This is a genomic window from Skermanella aerolata KACC 11604 (genome assembly GCF_000936425.1).
In the GTDB taxonomy this organism is placed as follows: domain Bacteria; phylum Pseudomonadota; class Alphaproteobacteria; order Azospirillales; family Azospirillaceae; genus Skermanella; species Skermanella aerolata.
The window spans coordinates 455,004-477,232 of record NZ_AVFK01000002.1; the positions used below are offsets into that span (position 1 = coordinate 455,004).

The 22,229-nt window shown below is 64.2% G+C and carries 23 protein-coding genes; 9 read left to right on the forward strand and 14 right to left on the reverse strand.

Going from position 1 to position 22,229, the window contains the following annotated elements; translation table 11 throughout:
* Positions 1 to 11: 11 nt before the first annotated feature.
* Complete coding sequence (locus N826_RS05130) at positions 12 to 1,430, forward strand: YcjX family GTP-binding protein (protein ID WP_052830842.1); 1,419 nt, start codon at positions 12 to 14, stop codon at positions 1,428 to 1,430.
* Positions 1,427 to 2,449: a YcjF family protein gene (locus N826_RS05135; RefSeq protein ID WP_044426283.1), complete on the forward strand. Its 1,023-nt coding sequence runs from the start codon at positions 1,427 to 1,429 to the stop codon at positions 2,447 to 2,449. The genes N826_RS05130 and N826_RS05135 overlap by 4 nt, the downstream gene beginning before the upstream one ends.
* A gap of 62 nt (positions 2,450 to 2,511) precedes the next feature.
* On the opposite strand, the gene N826_RS45910 is transcribed toward N826_RS05135, so the two are convergent.
* Positions 2,512 to 2,682 carry a type II toxin-antitoxin system Phd/YefM family antitoxin gene (locus N826_RS45910; RefSeq protein WP_084720488.1) on the reverse strand — a complete coding sequence of 57 codons (171 nt, stop codon included), beginning with the start codon at positions 2,680 to 2,682 and terminating at the stop codon, positions 2,512 to 2,514.
* Positions 2,683 to 2,749: 67 nt separating this feature from the next.
* Here N826_RS45910 and N826_RS42825 point away from each other — a divergent pair, with 67 nt between their 5' ends.
* Positions 2,750 to 2,902 carry a hypothetical protein gene (locus N826_RS42825; protein WP_157599320.1) on the forward strand — a complete coding sequence of 51 codons (153 nt, stop codon included), beginning with the start codon at positions 2,750 to 2,752 and terminating at the stop codon, positions 2,900 to 2,902.
* On the opposite strand, the gene N826_RS05140 is transcribed toward N826_RS42825, so the two are convergent.
* The 5 genes from N826_RS05140 to N826_RS42830 all read right to left on the reverse strand — a co-directional run bounded on the left by N826_RS05140 (position 2,878) and on the right by N826_RS42830 (position 6,392).
* Positions 2,878 to 3,402: a hypothetical protein gene (locus N826_RS05140; protein ID WP_044426284.1), complete on the reverse strand. Its 525-nt coding sequence runs from the start codon at positions 3,400 to 3,402 to the stop codon at positions 2,878 to 2,880. The genes N826_RS42825 and N826_RS05140 overlap by 25 nt on opposite strands.
* Positions 3,402 to 4,013: a hypothetical protein gene (locus N826_RS05145; protein ID WP_044426285.1), complete on the reverse strand. Its 612-nt coding sequence runs from the start codon at positions 4,011 to 4,013 to the stop codon at positions 3,402 to 3,404. Before N826_RS05145 ends, N826_RS05140 begins: the two co-directional genes overlap by 1 nt.
* A complete protein-coding gene (locus N826_RS05150) occupies positions 4,000 to 4,503 on the reverse strand; it encodes a MotA/TolQ/ExbB proton channel family protein (RefSeq protein WP_244619417.1) in 504 nt (167 codons plus the stop codon). Before N826_RS05150 ends, N826_RS05145 begins: the two co-directional genes overlap by 14 nt.
* 672 nt (positions 4,504 to 5,175) lie before the next feature.
* Complete coding sequence (locus N826_RS05155; RefSeq protein ID WP_052830843.1) at positions 5,176 to 6,018, reverse strand: FkbM family methyltransferase; 843 nt, start codon at positions 6,016 to 6,018, stop codon at positions 5,176 to 5,178.
* A gap of 212 nt (positions 6,019 to 6,230) precedes the next feature.
* Entirely contained in the window at positions 6,231 to 6,392 is a 162-nt protein-coding gene (locus N826_RS42830; protein WP_157599321.1) for a hypothetical protein, read from the reverse strand.
* 272 nt (positions 6,393 to 6,664) lie between these two features.
* Here N826_RS42830 and N826_RS05160 point away from each other — a divergent pair, with 272 nt between their 5' ends.
* The 4 genes from N826_RS05160 to purU all read left to right on the forward strand — a co-directional run bounded on the left by N826_RS05160 (position 6,665) and on the right by purU (position 10,575).
* Complete coding sequence (locus N826_RS05160) at positions 6,665 to 7,516, forward strand: N-acetylmuramoyl-L-alanine amidase family protein (protein WP_044426287.1); 852 nt, start codon at positions 6,665 to 6,667, stop codon at positions 7,514 to 7,516.
* 198 nt (positions 7,517 to 7,714) lie between these two features.
* On the forward strand, positions 7,715 to 8,239 hold the full coding sequence (locus tag N826_RS05165; protein ID WP_244619416.1) for a BON domain-containing protein: 525 nt from the start codon (positions 7,715 to 7,717) through the stop codon (positions 8,237 to 8,239).
* Positions 8,229 to 9,611 carry a hypothetical protein gene (locus N826_RS05170; RefSeq protein ID WP_084720490.1) on the forward strand — a complete coding sequence of 461 codons (1,383 nt, stop codon included), beginning with the start codon at positions 8,229 to 8,231 and terminating at the stop codon, positions 9,609 to 9,611. The genes N826_RS05165 and N826_RS05170 overlap by 11 nt, the downstream gene beginning before the upstream one ends.
* Positions 9,612 to 9,720: 109 nt before the next feature.
* Positions 9,721 to 10,575 (forward strand): formyltetrahydrofolate deformylase, encoded by an 855-nt coding sequence (gene purU, locus N826_RS05175; protein WP_044426422.1) that lies wholly within the window; start codon positions 9,721 to 9,723, stop codon positions 10,573 to 10,575.
* 92 nt (positions 10,576 to 10,667) lie between these two features.
* Here the strand turns inward: purU and N826_RS05180 are convergent, their stop codons facing one another.
* The 4 genes from N826_RS05180 to N826_RS05195 form a co-directional block, all read right to left on the reverse strand.
* Entirely contained in the window at positions 10,668 to 11,531 is an 864-nt protein-coding gene (locus N826_RS05180) for a M48 family metallopeptidase (RefSeq protein ID WP_147040109.1), read from the reverse strand.
* Positions 11,532 to 11,628: 97 nt separating this feature from the next.
* The gene (locus tag N826_RS05185; protein ID WP_084720491.1) at positions 11,629 to 12,495 is read right to left on the reverse strand and encodes a carbohydrate ABC transporter permease; all 867 of its coding nucleotides are present in this window, start codon (positions 12,493 to 12,495) and stop codon (positions 11,629 to 11,631) included.
* A 41-nt stretch (positions 12,496 to 12,536) separates the two neighbouring features.
* Positions 12,537 to 13,502 (reverse strand): carbohydrate ABC transporter permease, encoded by a 966-nt coding sequence (locus N826_RS05190; RefSeq protein ID WP_063772192.1) that lies wholly within the window; start codon positions 13,500 to 13,502, stop codon positions 12,537 to 12,539.
* Position 13,503: 1 nt separating this feature from the next.
* A complete protein-coding gene (locus N826_RS05195; protein WP_044426289.1) occupies positions 13,504 to 14,841 on the reverse strand; it encodes an ABC transporter substrate-binding protein in 1,338 nt (445 codons plus the stop codon).
* A gap of 258 nt (positions 14,842 to 15,099) precedes the next feature.
* Between N826_RS05195 and fghA the strand changes: the two genes are divergently transcribed.
* Complete coding sequence (gene fghA / locus N826_RS05200; protein ID WP_044426290.1) at positions 15,100 to 15,942, forward strand: S-formylglutathione hydrolase; 843 nt, start codon at positions 15,100 to 15,102, stop codon at positions 15,940 to 15,942.
* A gap of 15 nt (positions 15,943 to 15,957) precedes the next feature.
* Here fghA and N826_RS05205 read toward each other — a convergent pair whose 3' ends face one another.
* From N826_RS05205 to N826_RS05215, 3 genes are all read right to left on the reverse strand, one after another.
* Complete coding sequence (locus N826_RS05205) at positions 15,958 to 17,415, reverse strand: cryptochrome/photolyase family protein (RefSeq protein WP_044426292.1); 1,458 nt, start codon at positions 17,413 to 17,415, stop codon at positions 15,958 to 15,960.
* 102 nt (positions 17,416 to 17,517) lie between these two features.
* On the reverse strand, positions 17,518 to 18,216 hold the full coding sequence (pdeM, locus tag N826_RS05210; RefSeq protein WP_044426293.1) for a ligase-associated DNA damage response endonuclease PdeM: 699 nt from the start codon (positions 18,214 to 18,216) through the stop codon (positions 17,518 to 17,520).
* 101 nt (positions 18,217 to 18,317) lie between these two features.
* Complete coding sequence (locus N826_RS05215) at positions 18,318 to 20,795, reverse strand: ligase-associated DNA damage response DEXH box helicase (protein WP_044426294.1); 2,478 nt, start codon at positions 20,793 to 20,795, stop codon at positions 18,318 to 18,320.
* An 86-nt stretch (positions 20,796 to 20,881) separates the two neighbouring features.
* Here N826_RS05215 and N826_RS05220 point away from each other — a divergent pair, with 86 nt between their 5' ends.
* The gene (locus N826_RS05220) at positions 20,882 to 21,649 is read left to right on the forward strand and encodes a 5'-methylthioadenosine/adenosylhomocysteine nucleosidase (protein ID WP_044426296.1); all 768 of its coding nucleotides are present in this window, start codon (positions 20,882 to 20,884) and stop codon (positions 21,647 to 21,649) included.
* A 10-nt stretch (positions 21,650 to 21,659) separates the two neighbouring features.
* Here N826_RS05220 and N826_RS05225 read toward each other — a convergent pair whose 3' ends face one another.
* A complete protein-coding gene (locus N826_RS05225; protein WP_044426297.1) occupies positions 21,660 to 22,187 on the reverse strand; it encodes a CinA family protein in 528 nt (175 codons plus the stop codon).
* Between the last annotated feature and the right edge of the window lie 42 nt (positions 22,188 to 22,229).

Consider the following 22,229-nt stretch of genomic DNA (forward strand, 5'->3'; position numbering starts at 1 on the left):
TCGAGACCGCATTGCCTCCTTCACCATTTCGCGATCTGACCAACCTGGGCGGACGGGCGTTCGACCGGGTCGGCGAACTGACCGACCGCATGCTCGACGGCAACCTGCGCATCGGCGTCACCGGTTTGCGCCGGTCCGGCAAGACGGTCTTCACGACCGCGCTGATCGACAACCTGCTGCATGCCGACAGGCTCCCGTTCCTGGACGTCGTCGCCACCGGGCGCTTCATCGCCGCCCGCATGGAGCCGCAGCCCGATCAGGCAGTCCCGCGTTTCGACTACGAAACCCAGATCGCCCGGCTGACCGCCCCCGATCCGGCCTGGCCGAACAACACCAAGGTCACCAGTCAGGCGCGGGTGGCGATCCGCTATATGCCCGGCTCGCTGCTGAAGCGGCGACTGCGCGGCGTTACCCGGCTCAACCTGGACATCATCGATTATCCGGGCGAATGGCTGCTCGACCTGCCTCTGCTCGACCGCACCTACGCCGAGTGGTCGCGTGAGACGCTGGCGCTTTCGCGCCGCGCACCGCGCGATGCATTGGCAGCCGAGTGGCTGGCCTACCTGTCCAACCGCGACCCGTCGGGGCCGGCGGAAGAGGCGGTCGCCCGCCGGGCGGCCGAGCTGTACACCAATTACCTGCTCGCTTGCCGGGCGTCCGACCAACTCCTCAGCCTGATCCAGCCCGGCCGCTTCGTTGAGCCGGGCGAACTGATCGGTGCACCCGTGCTGGCCTTCTGTCCGCTGCCGGAACCGGCGGCCCGGGCCGGCCGGCATACCCTGTGGTCGATGATGGAGGAGCGGTTCGAGGCCTACAAGACCAACGTGGTCCGCCGCTTCTTCGCCGAACATTTCGCCCGCCTGGACCGCCAGATCGTGCTGGTCGACGTGCTGGGCGCGCTCAACGCCGGACCGGCGGCCCTGGCCGATATGCAGACCTCCCTGTCCGCCACGCTGGAATCCTTCCATCACGGGCGATCGAGCTGGCTGGACCGGCTGCTCGGTGGGCGGATCGACCGGGTGCTGTTCGCCGCGACCAAGGCCGACCACATCCCGTCGAACCAGCACGGCAACCTGCGCCGCCTGCTGGACGGGCTGGTCGCCGAGCGGCGGAACGCGATCCGGTTCGAGGGCGCCGCCGTCGAAACCATGGCGTTGGCCGCGCTCAAATGCACGGAGACCGTGATGGCCGAGCATCAGGGCCGTCAGCTTTCCTGCGTGCGCGGCATTCCGCTGGGGCGGACGGAGCCAACGGTGCTGTATCCGGGTGAAATTCCGGACGATCACCGGCTACTGGACCGCGACGGCATCCGCAAGCTCAACTTCCTGGATTTCCGGCCGCCGACCCTGGCCGGCCGCCACGGGCGCGGATTGCCCAATATCCGCCTGGATCAGGCGCTAGAATTCCTGGTCGGAGACTTCCTGTCATGACCGGACGGACCCGAGACCCCGATTACGTTGCGCCCGACTACATCCAGCCGATGGAACTGGACCCCTCAGGCAACGTCGTCGTCGTGCCGGACGAGCGTTCCACCGGGCCGCATCCCTCCGGCGAACCGGCCGGCGAGGTCGAAACCCCCGACCCGGTACCGGCGCCCCGCCGCTGGGCCGTCCGGCTGCTGGTTGGTTCCGCAGCCGTGCTGGTGGCGCTGGCGGTAGGATACGACACGGTCGATCTGGTACGCCGCGCGTTCGACACCAGCATGGTTTTGGGCATCGGGGCCGCAGCGCTTGCCGCGGGGACCGTCGTGGGCGCCTTCGGGGTGGTGGCGGGAGAGTTGCGCAGTTTGCGGCGGCTGCGTCAAATCGACGGCCTGCGCCAAGACGCCGAGCACCTGCGCGCCGCCGGGACCCATGGCGAAGCCGAGCGCTATGCGGGCGCGGTAGCCTCGCTCTACCGCGACCGGTCCGATCTGGCACCCCAGCTCACATCCTTGAAGGACCACCTGAGCGACGCCCATGACGACCGCGAAGTCGTTCGCATGGTCGATCTCCAGCTTCTTCAGGACATCGACCGCCGGGCCTATCAGCTCGTGCTGCGGGCATCCCGCGACACCGCGATCGCGACGGCGCTCAGCCCGGCGGCGCTGCTCGACGTGGCGATCGTGCTGTGGCGGAACCTGAAGCTGGTACGGGAAGTGGCGTCCCTGTACGGCGCGCGTCCCGGCTATGTCGGCGGCCTCAAGCTGCTGCGCCGCATGCTCGGCAACATCGCGATCGCCGGCGTCGCGGAAAGCGGCAACCATCTCGTGGCCGAAGCTCTGGGCAGCACCCTGGCGGCCTCCCTGTCGGCCCGGGTCGGGCAGGGCGTGATCAACGGCTTGCTGACCGCCCGCGTCGGCCTGACCGCCATGCACCTATGCCGCCCGCTGGCCTATGACGAAACCAACCGCCCTAGTCTGAAGCGCATCAGGAGGGAACTGCTGAGCGTACCGAAGCAGGTTTTATGACGGAATGGCTGCCGAAGTTCAGTGAAGCAATAAGGCCGGAGCTTCCATGCGGCCGTAAAGGGCTATAGATCGTCGGAAATGTGCAATCCGGCGAGATCGCCGAAAACAAGCGACTTCGGTTCGTGGTGTGGGACCAGGCGTGCAACAGGCCGGCCATCCCGCATCACGACGATTTCTTCCCCGCGCTCGGCTCGCGCCACAAGTCCCGCAAAAGCCGCGGAAACTTGTGTAATTTAAACCTGAGCCGTCATGGTATGGGGCCTCGTTGTCTGGAGGCCCGGCGATTTCGGACCCTGTTGATTGGAGATGGTCATGATGGTTGTTTCTAAAAAGATCATCAAGGCATCCGATGCCGCCGAACGCACATACGCTCCCGCCAACGATTTGCAGGCGGAAGCGTTTTCAGGATTGCCATCGTTCCAGCCCAATCAGGCGCTGGTGCCCGGATGCTGATAGACCATCGGCTTGTCGCCGCCACCTTCCTCGCCGTTCTTTTCCGGCAGCTTGGGCTGGGGCAGGGCGTAGAACATCGGCTTGTCGGTGTCCCAGGTGTTCTCGAACGGCAGTTCCATTTTCAAGCCGCCCTGGTTCTTCTCCGCTTCTCGCATCGCCTGCTGAAGCTGCTTGGCGACTTCCTCGCTCCAGCCGATCTTGTAGTAGCGCGGTTCGGCGTTGTCGGGAAGCTGGAGCCACAGGTAGATCGCCTCGCCCTCCTGCATGCGGGCGCTGAGCACGGTGGCTTCGCGCATGCTCCGGTTGAACCATTCCAGCGCCACCGGCTTCGGCTTGCTCAGCAGGTCGGCGAAGCTGGCATAGGAAATTGGCATGAAGCAGGCCGCGAGGAGCACGGCGCCGACCTTGACCCAGAGCTTCCGGGGCGACCAGATGCTGATCGTCGCGAGCCCTGCGGCAAGGACTGTGGCCAGAGCGAAGAGACTCATCAGAAGCTGCATCACTGTCTCCATTTCCGCAGCGGCTTGGGCAGGCTGTTCACGCTGCCCGGCACCAGTTCGCCGGCCTCGGTAAGCTTGAACCTGTAGACGGTCGTTTCCTGGTTTTCCACCATCAGATCCACGCTGCTGGTCAGGATCTGCTTGGCCGATTCCGAATTGGGCTTCTTGACGCTGGTGACGACCGTCACCTTGACCGGCGAGACCTTGGACTTGTTGCGGTACATGTGGAGATTGACCGCGTATTCGCCCGGCGGTACCCCGCGGCTATAGGTGACTTCGTAGTTGAGCTGCGTCGGGTCGGCGTTGCGGCCAAGGTCGTCGCGCAGCAGGTTGAAGATCACGCCGGACTTGTTGGAATAGCCGACGGGCACGTCGCCCGGCGCCTGGACCCATAGATCGATGTCCGAGTCCAACTCGTCGGCCCAGCGCGCCTCGATCATGACGTTGCCGGGTACGGTGCTGGCAACGGCGGCCTTGGCCTCCTGCTTGGGGTTGAGATGGGGAAGAAGCAGGATCACGACTGCCACGAAGCCGCATAGCGCCAGCGTTATGACATCGCGGAAGACGGTGCCGTTGACGTCTTCGTCGTCGAACTGGTCAAGACCCTGCATGCCGTTCACCGAGCGCCGTTATTTCCGTGATCAGGTTGACGGTGCCGGTGCACAGCATGTTGTAGTTGATGCTGAGCCAGATATTCAGGACGCCGCCGACCAGCGTCGTGTAGAGCGCCACCGACATGCCGTCGATCAGCTTGGTCACCATGGGCGCTATCGACGCCACATCGCCGGCTTTCTGCGGATCGACGCCGCTCAGCGAGATGATGAAGCCGACGACGGTCCCGATCAGGCCCAGCAGGACGAGGCTGGCGGCCAGATGACGCACGACGGCTACCCGCGACGACAGCTTGAGACGGAGATTGCCGGCCAGCGTGGCGCGGCTGCCGCTGTCCTTTCCCTGGACTTCGGCCAGATACCGGGCTGCGCGCGAGCCGACATGAAGGTTGGAGTCCTTGCAGGCGTTCAATTCCCGGCTCGTGCGCCACACCTTGCCGGCGGAGACCACGAGCCCAACCAGGAAGACGCCGAATATCAATTGGCACAACCCGGTATCATCGGTGTCCAGGATCGGCTTGATCCATCCTTGAAGCCATGCGGCCGTCAGTAGTGAGGCGGCAACGGTATTGATCAGTACGAACCTAAGAACGAGCAGATACTTCTGTGGATTTAGAACAAAATCTGAAAAGGTGCTGGAAGACCTCGCATGTAAAACCGTCGGAACGGTACTCCGGCTGGCATGGATGGTCTCAGCAGTCGCGTCGGTCATCAAGGCTCTCCGTTGACAGGCGGCTGATCAGAACTTCATTTCTCCGACTCCCTGTCGCAAGTTTCGTGCCAAGAATGGTTTGTTGTGCGACCCATTGATTGTACACACCAACACAATCACGGCAATACGGCGGAAGCTGTGAGTTCGATGAAGATGGCCTATTATTTGGGCATAAAAGACATGGTTATGTAAAATAGCCTAAAAAATAGGCGAAAAGACCGAAAATAAAGCACTTTTTAACCTTTTCCGCGACAGAATGTCACGGAAATCTCCGGTTATGTTGGCCGGTTGTCAAAGCTCCTGCCCGGGCAGCCCAATGGGCCCATCGCTTTGTTTGCGAACGGTTTAACGGTCAACGCATGGGAGGGGGATGGACTTCCACGTCGGCCTTCAGCTCATGCTGCACTGCACAATGCCTAGGCAGGCCGTGCGACTCCGAGGGATTTCAGGTTACGCAGCCGTTTCGCCGTCTGGCGCCCGCTCCAGGATCACGTTCAGGCGTGTCCGATGGGTTTCCTTGTATCCGTGCTGGATGCACAGCGCGACGCAGTCGGATTTCCAGCGGTCGCTGGAAGTCTCCAGCAGGATCAGGGACGGCCAGAGCCGCACGGGCGCTGTAGCGAAGAACGGGACGAGGACGGTGTCCTCGGCTCCCTCGATGTCGATCTTCAACGCGTCGACCCGGTCGAACCCGGACTCGACCAGCACGCTCTCCAGGGACCGGCACTGGACGCTGACCTTCTCTCCTGTGACCATGGCTATGCTGCTCTGACCCCGGTTGCCGCGGTCGATGAACAGGTCCAGCGTTCCGTCACGGTCGGCGACGGCGCATTGCAGTGTCTTGATGGTCCCCAGATCGTTGGCGGCGACGTTGAAGGAGAGCCGGCGGTAGATCTCGGGCTGCGGCTCCACCGCGAGGATTCGAGCCTTTCGCCCAGCCAGCCCGGCGACGAACAGCGAGTAGATACCGACATTGGCGCCCAGGTCCACGAAGGTGAAGCCGTCCCGGACGGCTGCCGCCAGGACCTGAAGCTCGACCGGATCGAAGAACTGCGGGGTAAACAGGACCCGCTTTTCGCAGACATTGTCTTCCGGATGCACCCGGACCTTCCGCCCGAACACGTCTACGTCGAGCGGTGACTTCAGTCCCGCCAGCGCCAGGCGCCGGGCGGCGAAGGCGATGCGCTTGCCGAGCCACGTTTCGGGAACCGCGCGGGTCAGCCGGATGATGGCGCGCTGAAAGCCCGAGGGTGAATAGGCGCCGAAGGGTGGATCCTGGATGATCCCTGACAAGGCTCTGGTCCATACCGGTATCGACCACGCATATGGTGGTATCGCCGCCATCAGTAGCATGGACGGCCAAGCCGGTCATTAATGAATCAGTGGCCAGAAAGCCAAGCTCAGCGTGTGTCAATGAAAAGCCCGTACGCCTCGTCGGGGTGAGGCCGTACGGGCTTCAGTCGGGAGCGGAACCGGTCCCGCGTCCCGGAGTCGATCGGCACGATTCAATCTTCGTAGCGTTCGAGCTGTCGTTGCAGATCGGTCGCTTCTTCCCGCATGGCATCGAGCCTCATGTCGTCCGGAGCCTCACGCCGCCGCTCTTCGGCGATGCGGGCCTCCAGAGCTTCCTGCTCCTGACGCATGATGCTGATCAAGGCTTCCTTCATGATCGCCTCCAACATCGTCAAAGGATTATTCTCGTCCGAGTCGCGCTTGCAAACAAGATATCATAAGTCGAAAATGCCTCCTATCGTTTCGTGCATATTCCGATCCCGTCGCTTTCCCGGAGAGGGCGCCGCCGGGCTGGGAAATTACGGCGGATTGCGATCTCCGGACTCGACAAGCCCCAGGGCGCGTAATTAACAGTTAACCAACAGCATCTAGACTGAAGGTCGAGGTGTATTCCGCCATTCACCGGAATTTAGGGTAGTTTTATCGGATGAAGCGCAGGCTTCTGCTTCAAATGACGCTGAATGCGCCTCTGCTCGGCATGGGGCTGGGCCTTGGCTCCTTTGGGCTCGCATCGTCCTTGATGCCGGGAACGGCCGATGCTGCGACCAGGGAGCCGCCGCCGCGCAAGCCCAGCCGTGAGACTTCAGGGCCGGAGCGCCGTCTCGTCGTGATCGATCCCGGCCATGGCGGTCATGATCCGGGCGCCATCGGCGTGCGCGGCACGCTGGAGAAGGAGATCACGCTCGATATCTCCCGGGAAATCGCGCGCAAGCTCCGCGGGACTCGCGGTGTTTCGGTCAGCCTGACGCGCGATGACGATATCTTCCTGCCGCTCGCCGACCGCGTCGCCGTGGCGCGGGAAGCGGGAGCCGATCTCTTCATCTCGATCCATGCCGACAGCGCCCCCAACCGCGACGCCCGCGGACTGTCCGCCTATACGCTGTCCGACAAGGCGTCGGACGACTTCTCCTTCGCACTTGCCAAGCAGGAGAACCTGGCGGATGGCGCCGGCGGCATCGACCTGCGCCACACCCGTCCGCAGGTGGCGGCCATCCTGTCCGATCTGGTGGCGCGGCACACCGTTTCGGCGTCGCTGATGGCGAAGAGCAGTCTGGTCGAAGGGGCGGGGCGGTCGCTCCGTTTGCTCGATAACCCGAAGCGGTCGGCGAACTTCGCGGTGCTTAAGGCGCCCGATGTGCCGTCCGTTCTGATCGAGACCGGTTTCCTGTCCAATGAAAGGGACGAGGAACTGCTGCGCGACCGGTCCCAACGGCGGCGGATCGCCGATGTGCTGTCGCGCGAACTCGCCGGTCTGCTTACCAGCGCTCCGTTCGCCTGAACGCAGTTGCAGCAATCAGGACACGGTGCGTAAAAAAGCCTTGGCTCCAGTTTCGAGTAATTCAAATATGTGTTGCAATCACGTAGCGGGCATGACTTCTTCGCGCCGCCGAACGTGCTTTGCGGCCGGCAGACGGAGGAAGTTTTGAGGTCTCGCGCGCGTCTTTCGCTACTCACCGCCGCAGCGGCAGCGATGCTCATGATGAGCGGTTGCGCTCCGCTGATCGTGGGAGGGGCCGCTACCACCGCCGTCGTGGCCGCCTCGCAGCCCCGGGGACTCGGCGGGGCCATCAGCGACACCGAGATCCAGGCGCAGATCAACCATTTCTGGTTCCAGCACAGCACCGATATGCATTCCCGGTTGAGCACGAACGTCAATCAGGGCACCGTCTTGCTGACCGGCCGCGCCAAGGACCCCGAGATGCGCCTCGACGCCGTCCGCCTTGCATGGCAGGCCAATGGCGTCAAGGAGATCATCAACGAGATCGTGGTGGACGACGGTTCTACGCTGACCGACTCGGCCCGCGATACCTGGATCGGCACGCAACTGCGCAGCAAGCTGATGTTCGACCGCGACGTCTCGTCGATCAACTACTCGATCGAGACGGTCAACGGGGTGGTCTACCTGATGGGCAACGCGCGTGACCCAGCGGAGCTTGAGCGGGTAACCGGCCATGCCCGCTCACTGCCTTACGTGAAGCGTGTCGTGAGCTATGTCCGTTGACGGAAAGCGATCGGCCGGCGGCAGGACCGCCCTCCGTCTCCTGGCGTACCTGCTGCCGGTCCTGATCTTTCTTGCCGTCGGCATCCTGTCAACGGTCGCCTCGGCCCAGGAAAGCGCCTCGAACGCCAATCGGCAGTTCGTCCAGGCCATGCAGATGATCCAGCAGGCCAATTCGACCTTCGACTCCGGTGAAGAGGCGCGCCTGCTGCGTGAGGCCGACCGCCTGCTCAACGAGATCTTGCAGCGTTATCCCGACAGCGCTATCGCCGTCCAGCTCATCACCAACCAGTTCATCGGCGATTTCGACGTCTTCGAGTTCCGCAACCGCGTTCGCGCGCTGATCTGCAACGATGCGCAATCGACGGCGTGCTTCCTATTCCGGATCGAGAACCTGCTGCCACCCGTCGAATACCCGGTTTCGACGCCGCGCTGGGACTGGCTGTCACTGGCCGTCGCCTATCATCTGAACGGCGGCACCGACAAGGCGCGGGAAATCATAGCACCGTTCGTCGGTGCCCTACGCCGTGGCGCCGCTGCGTCCAGCAGCGACGCTCAGGAGCAGGATCTCTTCGTCTCGCGTGCTTTGGCGCTGACAGGCCAGTCAGAGGTGGCGCTCCAGATCACCCGGAGCATCGCCGACTGCTCGACCCGGATCTACAATCTGACCGACATTGCCGAGATCGCCTCGTGGCGCGGCGAAAAGGATCTCGCCGCCGCCCTGGCGACGGAAGCCCAGAAGTACTCGCAAGCCAACAACTGCTCGTGGGAACTGGGGTTGGTTGTGCAGTCGCTCCTCCGGGTCGGCCGCGAGGCGGAGGCCCGCACCCTGTTCCTGAACACGGTCGAGCAGCAGTTCTCCCGCTTCCGCGAGACCAAGCAGGAGTGCTGCCCGGCGGAACTCGCGGTCGCCGCCGCCGATCTGGGGGAGGTCAACCTGGCGCTGGGTCTGCTCCGCACGGTCCATGAGGACAGCCCCTGGACGGTCCCCGCCGTCCTTGGGCGCTTGCAGGCGCGGGGCGAGATTTCCCTGACCTCCGCTTATCTCGAGCAGGTGCAGGAAGTCGATGCCCAGGCAGAAATCCTGTCGGAGTTCATCGCGGCGGCGATCCGGCGCGCCGACCCGGCCGCGGCCCAGCAATGGATGAAGCGGCTGAACCAGATCACCGACACACCGGCAAACCGCAAGCCAACGGTGCTCGCGCAACGCGCCAAGGCGGAGAAGCTTATCTTCGGCGACGAACGCTGGCGCATCACCATGGCCCAGGCCATTGCCGCAGCCGACCGCAGCAGCGCTTTCATCCGGCGTGACATCGGAGTGCCCTTGCTGGCGGCCTTGGTGCGGATCGAAAGCGGTCTTCCGATGCTGGACTGAGCGCGGACCGGTACGGCTCGTCGAATCCGGGCTTGCATGAGAAGCGCCGTTGCGCTTCCTTCAACGGCTGAACGCCCTGTGCAGCCTAGAGATCCTGGAAAGAACCGAGATGACCGCGCGCCACATCCTGACCATTTCCTGCCCGGACACCGTCGGGATCGTCGCCGCCGTGTCGGGCTTCCTCGCGGGTCGCGGCTGCAACATCATCGACAGCGCCCAGTTCGGCGACCGGACCAGCGGGCTGTTCTTCCTGCGGATCTTCCTGGCGTCTCCGGAAGGTGGCCCCAGCGGAGAGGAACTGGCAGCCGGCTTCGCCGACGTGGCGGAGCGTTTCGGCATGAAGTGGCGCCTCCACGATGCCGACCGGCCGCAGCGCCTGCTGCTGCTGGTATCCAAGTTCGGCCACTGCCTCAACGATCTGCTCTACCGCTACCGGACCGGCGGCCTGAACGTCGAGATCCCGGCTATCGTCTCCAACCACCGCGACTTCTACCAGCTGGCGGCTTGGCACAACGTGCCGTTCCACTATCTGCCGGTCAATGCCGGCAATAAGCTGGAGCAGGAATCGCGCCTGTGGGAGATCATCGAGCAGGAGAACATCGATCTCGTCGTGCTCGCCCGCTACATGCAGGTGCTCTCGCCCGAGCTGTGCGACAGGCTGGCGGGACGGGCGATCAACATCCATCACTCGTTCCTGCCCAGCTTCAAGGGCGCCAAGCCCTACCATCAGGCCTTCGCGCGCGGCGTGAAGCTGATCGGTGCCACCGCCCACTACGTCACGTCGAATCTGGACGAAGGACCGATCATCGAGCAGGAGGTCGAGCGGGTCGATCACACGTCGACGCCCGACGACCTCGTCGCGGTCGGGCGCGACGTGGAGAGCGTCGTGCTGGCGCGTGCCGTGAAGTACCATACGGAGCATCGCGTATTGTTGAACGGCAGCAAGACGATCGTCTTCAGGTAAGTGGGGCGGAAGACATTGACCTGCATGGACGGTGTTGTTGGGCCGTGGCCCAACACTTGCCTACCTCGGGTCAAACTCTTCGGCTCCTGGTATCACGCCGGCCGTGGCTTATAGTAGCTCAGCGCCTCCGGCATCTGCGCTTCCAGCGCCGCGATCCTCGATTCGGGTGCTGGATGGGTGGACAGGAACTCCGGAGCCCTCTCGCCGGCCGCCTGCATATTCTGCCAAAGCTTGATGGCGGCACGCGGGTCGTAGCCGGCCTTGGCCATGTTGATCAGGCCGATGCTGTCGGCCTCCAGTTCCTGGTTCCGCGAGTAGGGCAGGATCAGGCCGTACTGAACGCCGGCGCCGAGCAGGCCGGCAATCTCGTTGGCGTAGCCGATATTGCCGATCTGTAGGGCGGCGCCGAGAAGCTGGACACCGGTCTGGGTGGCGGCGGCGGAACTCAGGCGCTCCCGCGCGTGCTCCGCCTGATTGTGGCCGACCTCGTGGCCGACGACGGCGGCCAACTCGTTGACGTCGGTCGCGATGGCGAACATGCCTTCGTAGACTCCGATCTTGTTGCCCGGTAGGGCAAAGGCGTTGGCTTCCTTGCTCTGGAATACCACCGCTTCCCAGTTGGCCGGGTTCTGGCCGATCGCGGTCAGGATATTGGTGCTCACCTGCTGCAAGGCGCGCTGGTAGGTCGTGTTCTTGGAAGCCGGAACTTCGGACCGGATCTGCTCCCAACTCTGCACGCCAAGCTGCTCGGCTTCCTGCGCCGAGACCAGACCCAATCCAAGACCTGTCTGGCCCGGTCCGACGCAGGCGACCAGCGCCGTTCCGCTGAAGCCGACCAGAACAGCCATGAAGCCGCGCCGACTCATCTCGGCGGCGCGGTCCCCAGTGATCTCGGTCGTTACCTTGGTCTTGGCCGTACCGTCAGAGTGGCTTCCGGTTCCGTGGCATACACACATATCGACGCTTATCCCCTGGTGTCCCGAATGGTATCCCTAACTTCCCCTTCTGGATGCCACAACGGGACGGCCTGCGCCAGTATTCCACACTCCGGCGCTATTCCTTGACGGCCCCGGTCAGGCTCGAGACGTAGTGCTCGACGAAGAAGGAATAGATGATAGCCACCGGTAGCGACCCAAGCAGCGCTCCCGCCATCAGAGAGCCCCAGTGGTAGACGTCGCCCTCGACAAGCTGGGTCAGGACGGCCACCGGCACGGTCTTCTTCTCCACCGACGAGATGAAGGCCAGCGCATAGATGAACTCGTTCCACGACAAGGTGAAGGCGAAGATCCCGGCGGAGATCAGGCCCGGTACCGCCAGCGGCAACGTGATTTTCCACAGGATCTGGATGCGCGTTGCGCCATCGACCAGCGCGCATTCCTCCAACTCGTACGGGATCGATTTGAAATATCCCATCAGCAGCCACGTGCAGAACGGGATCAGGAAGGTCGGGTAGGTCAGGATCAGCGCGATCGGACTGTCGTAAAGCCCGAACTGGAACACCATGGTCGCCAACGGAATGAACAGGATCGACGGCGGCACCAGATAGGCCAGATAGATCATCAGCCCGACTGTTTGCCCGCCCTTGAAGCGCAGCCGCTGGATCGCGTAGGCCGCCAGCACGCTGGCAAACAGGCTGATGAAGGTCGCCACAACGGCAACCGTCATCGTGATCGCCAGCCACTGGGGATAATCGGTATCGAACAGCAGGCGCTTGACGTTGTCCAGCGTCGGCGAGTGGATCCAGAGCGGGTTATAGTCCTTGTAGTTGTATAGCTCCTCGTTCGATTTGAAGGTCGTGACCGTCATCCAGTAGAACGGAAACAGCAGGATGACCAGGAACCCCGCCAGCGGCGTATAAACCGTGAGCAGCTTGCGCGGCCAGCGGGTCAGATAGTCCATGCCTACGACTTCTTCAGCCATTTCCGCCCCCGATATCGGTTTGGCCCATGATGCTGGTCCGCTCAATCATCACTGCCTCCTTGCTGCCATTTCCGCCGGGCAAGGGCGAAGTAGCTGAACAGCGTCGCGAACAGCAGGAACGGGATCATCGCCACCGCGATCGCCGCTCCTTCGCCCAATTGCCCGCCGGGGATCGCCCGCTGGAATGCCAGCGTCGCCATCAGGTGCGTCGTTCCCGCCGGACCGCCCCGTGTGATCGCATAGATCAGCTGGAAGTCGGTGAAGGTGAACAGGATCGAGAAGGTCATGACGACCGCCAGGATCGGCATCAGCATCGGCAGGGTGATATGCCGGAACCGCTGCCACGACGTGGCGCCGTCCAGCGCCGCCGCTTCGTACAGGCTTGGCGAGATCGTCTGGAGACCGGCCAGCAGGCAGATCGCGACGAAGGGAATGCCGCGCCAGATATTGGCGGCGATCAGCGAAGCTCGCGCATTGTTTGGCGTGCCGAGGAAGTCGATGTAATGGTCGATCAGCCCCATCTCGGTCAGTGCCCAGCTGATGATCGAGAACTGCGGGTCGTAGATCCACCAGAACGCCAGCGCCGACAGCACGGTCGGAACGATCCACGGCACCAGGATGATCGACCGGATCAGCGCCTTGGCCGGCAGGTGGTTGTTCAGCAGCAGCGCCAACCAAAGCCCCAGGGCGAACTTGCCGATGGTCGCGAACACCGTGTAGAGCACGGTATTGCTGACGGCCAGCCAGAACATGCTGTCCTGGAACAGAGATTCGTAGTTCTCCAGACCGATGAAGACGCCGGACCGTCCGATCTTGGTGTCGGTGAAGCCCAGCCAGATACCCAGTCCTAGCGGATAGGTCAGGAAGACCAGCAGAAGCGTGGCTGCCGGCAACATGAACAGGAACGCCAGGACACCGGGATTGTCGAGAGTGCGCGCAACCCACGAACCTGTGGGTTGCGCGACACGCTTGCGCTCGGCGGCAATCGCCATATCGGGGCCTGGCATGTCAGGTCCTGTAGTACCGCTCCGCCCGGCGCTGGGCTTCGGCCGCGGCTTCCTTCGGCGTGGAGCGGCCGGAGCAGACTTGCGACACCATGTTGTTGATGATGAAGTCGGCAAGCGTAGCGGCCGACGCGTAGCCGAGACTGCCCTGGTAGCCGTACCACAGCATGTTCTTCATGACTTCGGCATAGGCCGCGTGCTTCGGGTCTTCGGTCCAGATCGGGTTGCCGGAATAGGCCGCCAGCGGATGGCTCCAGTAGCCGATGCTGGCCTTCTGCCAGGGCTCGTACTGTTCCTTCTCGAAGATGAAGCGGACATACTCCTTGGCGGCGTTCGGGTACTTGGTGTGCTTGAACACCATCGTGTTGATCAGCAGCCCGGCCTCGGTCGGCTTGCCGACGGGACCGATCGGGAAGGGCGCGTGGTAGATATCCTCGGCCATCGCCTTGATGGCGGCATCGGTGCTGTTCTTGGCTGAGTAGTAAACCGAGATGCCGTTGGCGGTCAGTCCGACTTCCCCGGCAAGGAAGGCCTTGTTGTTGGACGGGTCCAGCCAGGACATCGTCCCGGGAATGAAGTTCTCGTATAGTTGCTTGCCATATTCCAGGGCCGCGACGGTTTGCGGGCTGTCGATGATGACCTTGTTCTTCTCGTCCACCATGGCGCCGCCATGCGCCCAGATCAGCCAATGCGTCCAGGTATTGCCGTCGCCCTGCGCGTTGCCCAGCGCGAAGCCCATGGGATGGTTGTTCTTCTTGAGGTTCTGCGCCAGCTTCAGGAAGTTGTCGATATCGGTCGGGACGGTCTCGTACCCCGCCTGATTGATCCAGGACTTGCGGTAGACGATGGCGCCGCCGGAAGCGCCGATCGGCATCGCGATCCACTTGCCGTCCGTCCCCTTGCCATAGCGCTCGGCGATGGGATACCAGCCGCCGTACTTCTTGCCGAGATATTCGGCCACCTCGGTCAGGTCGAGCAGCTTGTCGGGGTACTGGTGCGGGTCGTCGTTCCAGGCCAGGACGACATCGGGGCCGCTCCCGATATTGGCGGCGACGGCGGTTTTGGGCCGCAGGTCTTCCCAGCTCTCGTTATCGACGCGGACCTTGACGCCGGTCGTCTGGGTGAACCGTTCCGTGTTTTGAAGGAACAGGGTCTCGTCGCCCTGGACGAACTTGGCCGGGCGCAGGACGCGCAACTCGGCGCCTTTCTCGACCTGGAACTTCGGAGCCGGCACGTCGGCCGCCATCACTTCGCCGAATGCCGGGCGGTAGCCCAGCAGGGTCGTTCCGGCAAGGGCGCCGGCGCCGATCTTAAGAGTGTCGCGTCTGGTGAACCCAGTCATATTGCTTCCTCCCCCACCTGATATCTTTGGTTTTTGTTACGCAGGTGCAGCAATTTGGACAACGTTTGTTCGCTGTTCCAACTAAATCCTACGCCCGGTGCAACCGGCTGTCACCCCCTCTTGTTGGCACAAGTCTTGACCCCTGCGGCATGGCGTCCCACCATGGCATGCCGACCCCGGCGGTCGGAAACCAGAAGATCCGATCGGCCGAAAAAGCCGATCGACAAAGACAAATAGCCAAGACAAGAGGAACGCCCGATGAGTTTGGACCGCATCTCAGCCCATGCCTGTTTCGGTGGCACCCAGGGTATCTACCGCCATCGCTCGACCAGCATCGGGACCGACATGGAAGTCGCGGTCTACGTGCCGCCGCAGGCGGCCGACGGCCCCTTGCCCGTACTGACTTATCTGTCGGGCCTCACCTGCACCTGGGAAAACTTCACGGTCAAGGCGGGCGCCCAGCGCTATGCGGCAGAGCACGGCGTCATTATCGTGGCGCCCGACACCAGCCCTCGCGGCCTCAACATTCCCGGCGAGAACGACAGCTACGACTTCGGCACGGGCGCCGGCTTCTACGTCGATGCCACGCAGGATCCGTGGAAGACCAACTACCGCATGTACAGCTACGTGCGGGACGAACTGCCGGCGCTGATCGCCTCCGAGTTCAAGATCGATGCCCAGCGGCAGGGCATCTTCGGCCATTCGATGGGCGGACACGGCGCGCTCGTCATGGCGCTCCGCAACCCCGACCGCTACCGGTCCGTATCGGCCTTCTCGCCCATCGTCGCCGCCTCGCGCGTGCCCTGGGGCGAAAAGGCGCTGGGTGGCTACCTGGGCCAGGACAAGGAAGCCTGGAAGCATTACGACGCGTCGCTGCTGGCCGAAAAGGGCGGCTGGAAGTCCCCGATCCTGGTGGACCAAGGGACATCCGACCAGTTCCTTGAAAAGGAGCTTAAGCCCGAAATTCTGGAAGAAGCCTGCCAGAAGTCAGGAACTCCGCTGACGCTGCGGCGCCAGCCCGGCTACGACCACAGCTACTACTTCATCGCCACCTTCATGGGCGACCACATCGCCCACCACGCCAAGATCCTGAAGGCGTAAAGTCGAAGGGTTTGATCAGGCGGCAGGTTTTACCTGCCGTCGCATCGTCCTCAGCGCTTCGAGTGCCCGGTCGCGGGCGGTGGCGTGATCGACGATCGGGTGCGGGTAGGTCTTGCCTAGTTCGACGCCGGCCTTTGCCAGTACGTTCTTGGGCGCGTCCCAGGGGTGATGGATGAACTTGGGCGGCAACTTCGCCAGTTCGGGTACGTAGCGGCTGACATAGGCGCCGTCGGGATCGAACTTCTCGCCCTGGAGCACAGGGTTGAAGACCCGGAAGAAGGGGGAGGGATCGGCGCCGCAGCCGGCGATCCACTGCCAGTTGGCGCTGTTGTTGGCGGCATCGGCATCGACCAGCGTGTCCCAGAACCAGGCTTCACCCTCCTGCCAGCGCACGAGCAGGTCTTTGACCAGGAACGAACCAGTGATCATCCGGACGCGGTTGTGCATCCAGCCCGTCTGCCAAAGCTGGCGCATGCCCGCATCGACGATGGGGAAGCCTGTCAGGCCGCGTTGCCAAGCCTTCAGCCCCTCGTCGTCCTGACGCCACGGCATTTTGGTGAAGCGCTGGTCCATCGGCTCGGCCGCCAAGTCGGGATGGGTCTGGAGCAGTCCGTGGGTGAACTCCCGCCAGCCGATCTCCCGCAGGAAAGCCTCTATCGACGGCTCCAATCCGGCATCCATGCGCATCTTCGCGGCGTGCCAGACCTGCCGGGGCGAGACCTCGCCCCAATGAAGATAGGGCGACAGGCGCGACGTGCCGTCCCGACCGGGACGGTCGCGGCCGGTGCGGTAGTCCTGCACGATCTCGTCCAGGAAATCATGAAGACGTTCGGCGGCGGCGGCTTCTCCCGGAACCCAGCTTTCGCGGATGCCGCCGGCCCAATCGGGGCGGGTCGGCAGCAGTCCGAAGCTGGACAGGGCATCGCTCCCCGGGGTTTTCTCAACGTTCTTGATCTTTGCCGGTTCCGGCAGAGGACGCTCCGGCTCCGGACCCGACGACAAGGTGCGCCAGAACGGCGTGAAAACTTTGAAAGGCGTTCCCGCCTTCGAGCGGATGGCCGAGGGATCGAACAGCAGGGTCGCGTTGAAGCTTTCGACCGTGAGTCCTCGGCCGCTCAGGTCGGCACGGATGGTATCGTCCCGAGCTTTCGTCGCAGGATCGAAACTGTCGCTCCAGTAGAGCGAACCGGCCCCCGTTTCATCGATCAGGGCGGCAATCGCTTCGGCCGCATCACCCCGGCGCAACACCAGCGGAGCGCCGGCTTTGCCGAGCGCCTCCCCAAGTCGCTCAAGGCTGTGATGCAGCCACCAGCGCCCGGCGCCGCCGGGAGCGCGGATAGTGTCCGACCCGTCTTCCAGGATGAAGACGGGGATCACCGGAGCGCCGCTTTCCACCGCCCGGTGGAGGGCGGGGTTGTCGGCAAGGCGGAGGTCCTTACGGAACCAGACGATGGCGGGAGAGGAGGATGTCATTCCGATGGACCGGGATAGCGAAGAAGGACGGCAGTATGCCGACCACCCAACTATGCCCGCAGCAGCATCCGTCAATCCGACGTCCCGCCGAGCCCGGCCGACTTATTGATATCTCACCCGTTCCGGATCAGGTTCCAGCCGCGCGCTGGGGAAGGCGAACAGGCGCTCGCTGCCGATCATCCGCACTTCGAAGCGCCGGCCCAACAGGGGCGCTAAGGCGCGGTCCAGCACGTTCAAGCCTCCGGTATAGGCGCCGAACGAGGGCATGATAAGGCGCTGGCCGTCGCTGGCGAAGCAGCGTGCCCGGACACGCTTGCCATGGACGCGGATTGCCGCCACCGGATGGTAATGGCCGGAAACTTCGCCGCCGGCCCCTTCGCGAGCCTCGTGCCGGAAGCATAGCGGTCCCAGCGTCACGGACTCGGCGATACGGCCTCCCAAATGGGCTGGTGGTTCCGGATCGTGGTTGCCGGTGATCCAGACCCAGTCGCGCTCCGCCGTCATGGCGGTGAGGTGGGCGGCGTTGCGGGGTGCTATCCGTTCGGAGGCACGGCTGTCGTGGAAGCTGTCGCCGAGGCAGATTACCGTCTCAGGGTCCAGCCGCCGGATGACCTGCTCCAGCCGGTCGAGGGTGGCGCTCGTGTCGTAGGGCGGCAGCAACTGGCCGCGCTGGGCGAAGGCCGACCCCTTCTCCAAATGAAGGTCGGCCACCACCAGCAAGTTGCGCTCCGGCCAGACAAGAGCGCCCGACAAATCGGCCTTCAAGCCGACACCGTTCAGCACCAGTTCCACGGCTACCATCGATTGTTCACGTTCGGTTCCGGCGCACCATCCGGAATCCGGCCGATCCAGTCAACTATAAACCGAGGGCTGCAAATAGGGGGCCTGCAAAGACGAGGGGTTCACAGCGGCAGCATTCCCTGCGGCCGGCCCGCCGCCTTCAGCTCCGGCATCGCCTCGTCGATCAGTTCGCTCGCGGCTTCGTCCAGCAGGTCGTCCAGGGCCGAGCCGGTGATCTGCTCGCGCCCGACCTCCAGCAGCACCGGCACCGCCAGCGGCGAGACGCGGGAGAGTGCCCGATGGTTGATCCGGCCCTTGACGCGTGCCAGCATGTCCGACAGCCGGCGCACGTCGGTCAGTCCGCCGGCGGCGTCGGCGCGGGTGGCGCGGAGCAGCACGTGGTCGGGTTCGTGCTTCCGCAGCACGTCATAGATCAGGTCGGAACTGAAGGTCACCTGCCGTCCGGTCTTCTCCTGGCCGGGATGCCGGCGCTCGATCAGGCACGAGATCACGGCGACGTTGCGGAAGGTCCGGCGGAGCATGCTGGACTCGTCCATCCAGGCTTCCAGGTCGTCGCCCAGCATGTCCTGATCGAACAGGCTGTCGAGGTCCTTGACCGGGCGCAGGCTCCAGATCGATAGAACGTAGTCGGTCGCGACGAAGCCGAGCGGCTTCAGCTTGGCGCGCTCCATCCTGCGGGTCAGCAGCATGCCGAGCGTCTGATGCGCGTTACGCCCCTCGAAGCAGTAGGCGACCATGAAGTGCTGCTTGCCGCGCGGGAAGGTCTCGACCAGCAGGTCGTCCCGGTTGGGCAGGACGGAGCGGAGCCGCTGGAGCCTCAGCCATTCCTGGACCGCATCGGGCAAATCGCTCCAGCACGATGGGTCCGACAGCATCGTACGGACACGGTCGGCCAGATGGGTCGAGAGCGGCATCTTGCTCCCGGCATAGGCGGGGATCTTGGGATCGCCTTGGCCGCCCTTCGCGCAGTTGACCCATGTCTCGCTGATGCCGAGGAACTTCAGCAACTGGCCGGCGAACAGGAAGGTGTCTCCGGCGACCAGGGACTGGACGAAGTGCTCCTCGATCTGCCCCAGGACCTGTCCCCGGCCCAGCCGGACCTTCAGCGTCACGGCCTCCACGATGGTGCCGACGTTCATCCGGTACTGGCGCGCCACAACAGGACCGGCGACGCGGTAGAGCCCGTCCTCCTCGCTCTTCGCCAGCCGCTTGAACCGGTCGTAGCTGCCGAGCGCGTAGCCGCCGGTCGCGACGAAGTTCAGGGTATCGTCGAAGTCCTTCCGGGACAGACCCGCATAGGGAGCGGTGCTGGCGATCTCGGCAAACAGGTCGTCGGCGTCGAAGGGGGCGGCGCAGCCCATGCCCAGGACGTGCTGGGCCAGCACGTCCAGCCCACCGGGCCGGGGAGGGTCGCCGTCCAGCGTGCGCGCCTCGATCGCTTGGACAGCGGCGCGGCATTCCAGCACCTCGAACCGGTTGGCGGGAACCAGCACGGCGCGGCTGGCTTCGTCCAGCCGGTGGTTGGCCCGGCCGATCCGCTGGAGAAGCCGGCTGACCCCCTTGGGCGCTCCGACCTGGACGACTAGGTCCACCGCGGCCCAGTCGATGCCCAGGTCCAGCGACGACGTGGCAACCACCGCGCGCAGCGCTCCGCGCGTCATGGCGGCCTCGACCTTGCGCCGCTGCTCGGCGGCAAGGCTGCCGTGGTGGAGTGCTATCGGCAGGGCGTCTTCGTTGAGCTTCCAAAGCTCTTGGAAGACGATCTCCGCTTGGGCGCGGGTATTGACGAAGACCAGCGTCGTGCCCGCCTTGCGGATCTGGTCGTAGACCTCTCCCAATGCATGGACGGCCATCCGGCCGGCCCAGGGCAGGCGCTCGCGGGTCGTTAGGATATCGACCTGGGCGCGGGCTCCCGTCCGGCCCAGGATCGTCCGGACGCCGCCGTCGCCGGCGCGGCCCGTCTTCGACAGATAGGCGGTCAAGTGGTCGCGATGGGCGACGGTCGCCGACAATCCGACGCGGCGGCACAGGGGAGCGAGCCGTGCCAGCCGGGCGAGGCCGAGCGCCAGCAGATCGCCGCGCTTGGTGCCGGCCAGCGCGTGCAGCTCGTCGATCACGACGCAGCGGAGCTGGCGGAAGATCTTCTCCGCATCCGTATAGGAGAGCATCAGCGCCAGGCTCTCCGGCGTCGTCATCAGGATCTGCGGCGGCTTGCTCCGCTGGCGCTGACGCTTGGCGGCCGACGTGTCTCCGGTCCTCGTCTCGGTCCGGATCGGCAGGCGCAGTTCGGCGACCGGGCTTTCCAGATTGCGCTGGATGTCGACCGCCAAGGCCTTCAGGGGAGAGATGTAGAGGGTGTGAAGCCCCTCGCGCGGGCGTTCGGACAGGTCGATCAGGCTGGGCAGGAAGCCGGACAACGTCTTGCCGCCTCCGGTAGGCGCGATCAGCAGGGCGTCGGCACCGTCCTGCGCCGCCTTCAGCATCTCGATCTGATGGGCATGGGGCGACCAGCCCCGGTTGGAGAACCAGCCCAGGAAGTTGGGCGGCAGCAGAGACTGAACAGGCGCTATGTCATCCATGGCAGCGGACTATAAAAGGCGATATGACTGATAACCAGCCGCCATCGCTCGCTCCTACCTTTCGCCCTTCCATCAGGATCTTCACCATGACCACCCGGCCCCTCGGTCTCATCTGCGCCATCCCCGACGAAATCGCCCATTTCGGCGCCAGCTTTACCGAAACCTCGACCCGGACGCTGGCGGGCCTGACCTTCCGGGAAGGAACGCTGGAGGGGCGGCCGGCTGTCATGGTCGAGAGCGGCATCGGCAAGGTCAACGCCGCCGTCGTGGCGACCTTGCTGGCGGAGGTCTTCGGCTGCCATGCCCTGCTGTTCTCCGGCGTCGCTGGCGGGCTGGACCCTGCCTTGGGTATAGGCGACGTCGTGATCGCGACGCGGCTGGTCCAGCACGACTATGGCGCGCTGGTGGAAGGGCGGATCAGGACCTACCAGCCCGGCATCCCGCCGCTGCCGGGTTTCAACGAAACCCATGGCTATGCGCTTGGCGCCGGTTTGGACGCGAAGGTTCGAGCATCCCTGAAAGGCATTGCCCTGCCGCCGTTCGACGCCAAGGCCACCGGAGCGGAGCCGCGAGTCCCGGCTATCCACTTCGGTACCGTCCTGACCGGCGATACCTTCCTCAATTGCGAAGAGACTCGTGAGCGCCTGCACCGCGAGTTCGGCGGCGCCCTGGCGATCGAGATGGAAGGGGCGGCCGTGGCGCAGGTCGCGGAGCGCTACGGCATCCCCAGTCTGGTGGTGCGGTCGCTCAGCGATCTGGCCGGCGCCGAGAGCCATATGGACTTCGCCAGCTTCTGCGGGGCCGCCGCCGAAGGGGCGGCGGTGCTGATCCGGCGGCTGGTCACGGTCGTCTGACGAACGGTCCTCATCGGCCGACCGGTTCAGCGGCGCAGATCTCCTCCCGCAGCATGGATATGCAGGTCCGGGCGCATTCCAGGCGCACGCCGCCGCGTCCGATATCGCCGAAGCGCTCCATCCGGTGAATGGTCTGACCGTCGCGGCGGGCGAGGGCGAAATGGACGAGACCGGGTTCGTCGCCGGGAGCGCCGGCACCCGCGAAGCCGGTGACGGAGATCGCGACATGGGCGCTGGAATGGGACAGCGCGCCCTCAGCCATCGCTCTCGCCACTTCCTCGGACACGGGGCCGGGGTCTTCCAGCAACGCTTCCGGGACACCCAGCAGCTCGTTCTTGGCCTCGTTGGTGTAGACGACGAAGCCGCGCTCGAAGGCGTGGGAGCAGCCGGTCACGTCCGTCAGGAGTGAGGCGATCAAGCCGCCGGTGCAGCTTTCCGCCGTGGCGATCATGATCTCCTGCTCGCAGGCCGACTTGAGGACACGCATGACGGCGATGTCCACGTCGTCGGGCACATCGCCGGGAAGTGTTTCGGTCACGTGCTCGCTCCTTGACCGTTGTGGTTACTACCGTGCCTTTAT

What these genes read in the sequence shown, in the direction of transcription:
- N826_RS05135 (WP_044426283.1), top strand. Translation starts at nt 1,427, where the DNA reads ATGACCGGACGGACCCGAGACCCCGATTACGTTGCGCCCGACTACATC.
- N826_RS05140 (WP_044426284.1), bottom strand. Translation starts at nt 3,402, where the DNA reads ATGCAGCTTCTGATGAGTCTCTTCGCTCTGGCCACAGTCCTTGCCGCA.
- N826_RS05145 (WP_044426285.1), bottom strand. Translation starts at nt 4,013, where the DNA reads ATGCAGGGTCTTGACCAGTTCGACGACGAAGACGTCAACGGCACCGTC.
- N826_RS42830 (WP_157599321.1), bottom strand. Translation starts at nt 6,392, where the DNA reads ATGAAGGAAGCCTTGATCAGCATCATGCGTCAGGAGCAGGAAGCTCTG.
- N826_RS05160 (WP_044426287.1), top strand. Translation starts at nt 6,665, where the DNA reads ATGAAGCGCAGGCTTCTGCTTCAAATGACGCTGAATGCGCCTCTGCTC.
- N826_RS05165 (WP_244619416.1), top strand. Translation starts at nt 7,715, where the DNA reads ATGATGAGCGGTTGCGCTCCGCTGATCGTGGGAGGGGCCGCTACCACC.
- N826_RS05170 (WP_084720490.1), top strand. Translation starts at nt 8,229, where the DNA reads ATGTCCGTTGACGGAAAGCGATCGGCCGGCGGCAGGACCGCCCTCCGT.
- purU (WP_044426422.1), top strand. Translation starts at nt 9,721, where the DNA reads ATGACCGCGCGCCACATCCTGACCATTTCCTGCCCGGACACCGTCGGG.
- N826_RS05180 (WP_147040109.1), bottom strand. Translation starts at nt 11,531, where the DNA reads ATGTGTGTATGCCACGGAACCGGAAGCCACTCTGACGGTACGGCCAAG.
- N826_RS05185 (WP_084720491.1), bottom strand. Translation starts at nt 12,495, where the DNA reads ATGGCTGAAGAAGTCGTAGGCATGGACTATCTGACCCGCTGGCCGCGC.
- N826_RS05190 (WP_063772192.1), bottom strand. Translation starts at nt 13,502, where the DNA reads ATGCCAGGCCCCGATATGGCGATTGCCGCCGAGCGCAAGCGTGTCGCG.
- N826_RS05195 (WP_044426289.1), bottom strand. Translation starts at nt 14,841, where the DNA reads ATGACTGGGTTCACCAGACGCGACACTCTTAAGATCGGCGCCGGCGCC.
- fghA (WP_044426290.1), top strand. Translation starts at nt 15,100, where the DNA reads ATGAGTTTGGACCGCATCTCAGCCCATGCCTGTTTCGGTGGCACCCAG.
- N826_RS05205 (WP_044426292.1), bottom strand. Translation starts at nt 17,415, where the DNA reads ATGACATCCTCCTCTCCCGCCATCGTCTGGTTCCGTAAGGACCTCCGC.
- pdeM (WP_044426293.1), bottom strand. Translation starts at nt 18,216, where the DNA reads ATGGTAGCCGTGGAACTGGTGCTGAACGGTGTCGGCTTGAAGGCCGAT.
- N826_RS05215 (WP_044426294.1), bottom strand. Translation starts at nt 20,795, where the DNA reads ATGGATGACATAGCGCCTGTTCAGTCTCTGCTGCCGCCCAACTTCCTG.
- N826_RS05220 (WP_044426296.1), top strand. Translation starts at nt 20,882, where the DNA reads ATGACCACCCGGCCCCTCGGTCTCATCTGCGCCATCCCCGACGAAATC.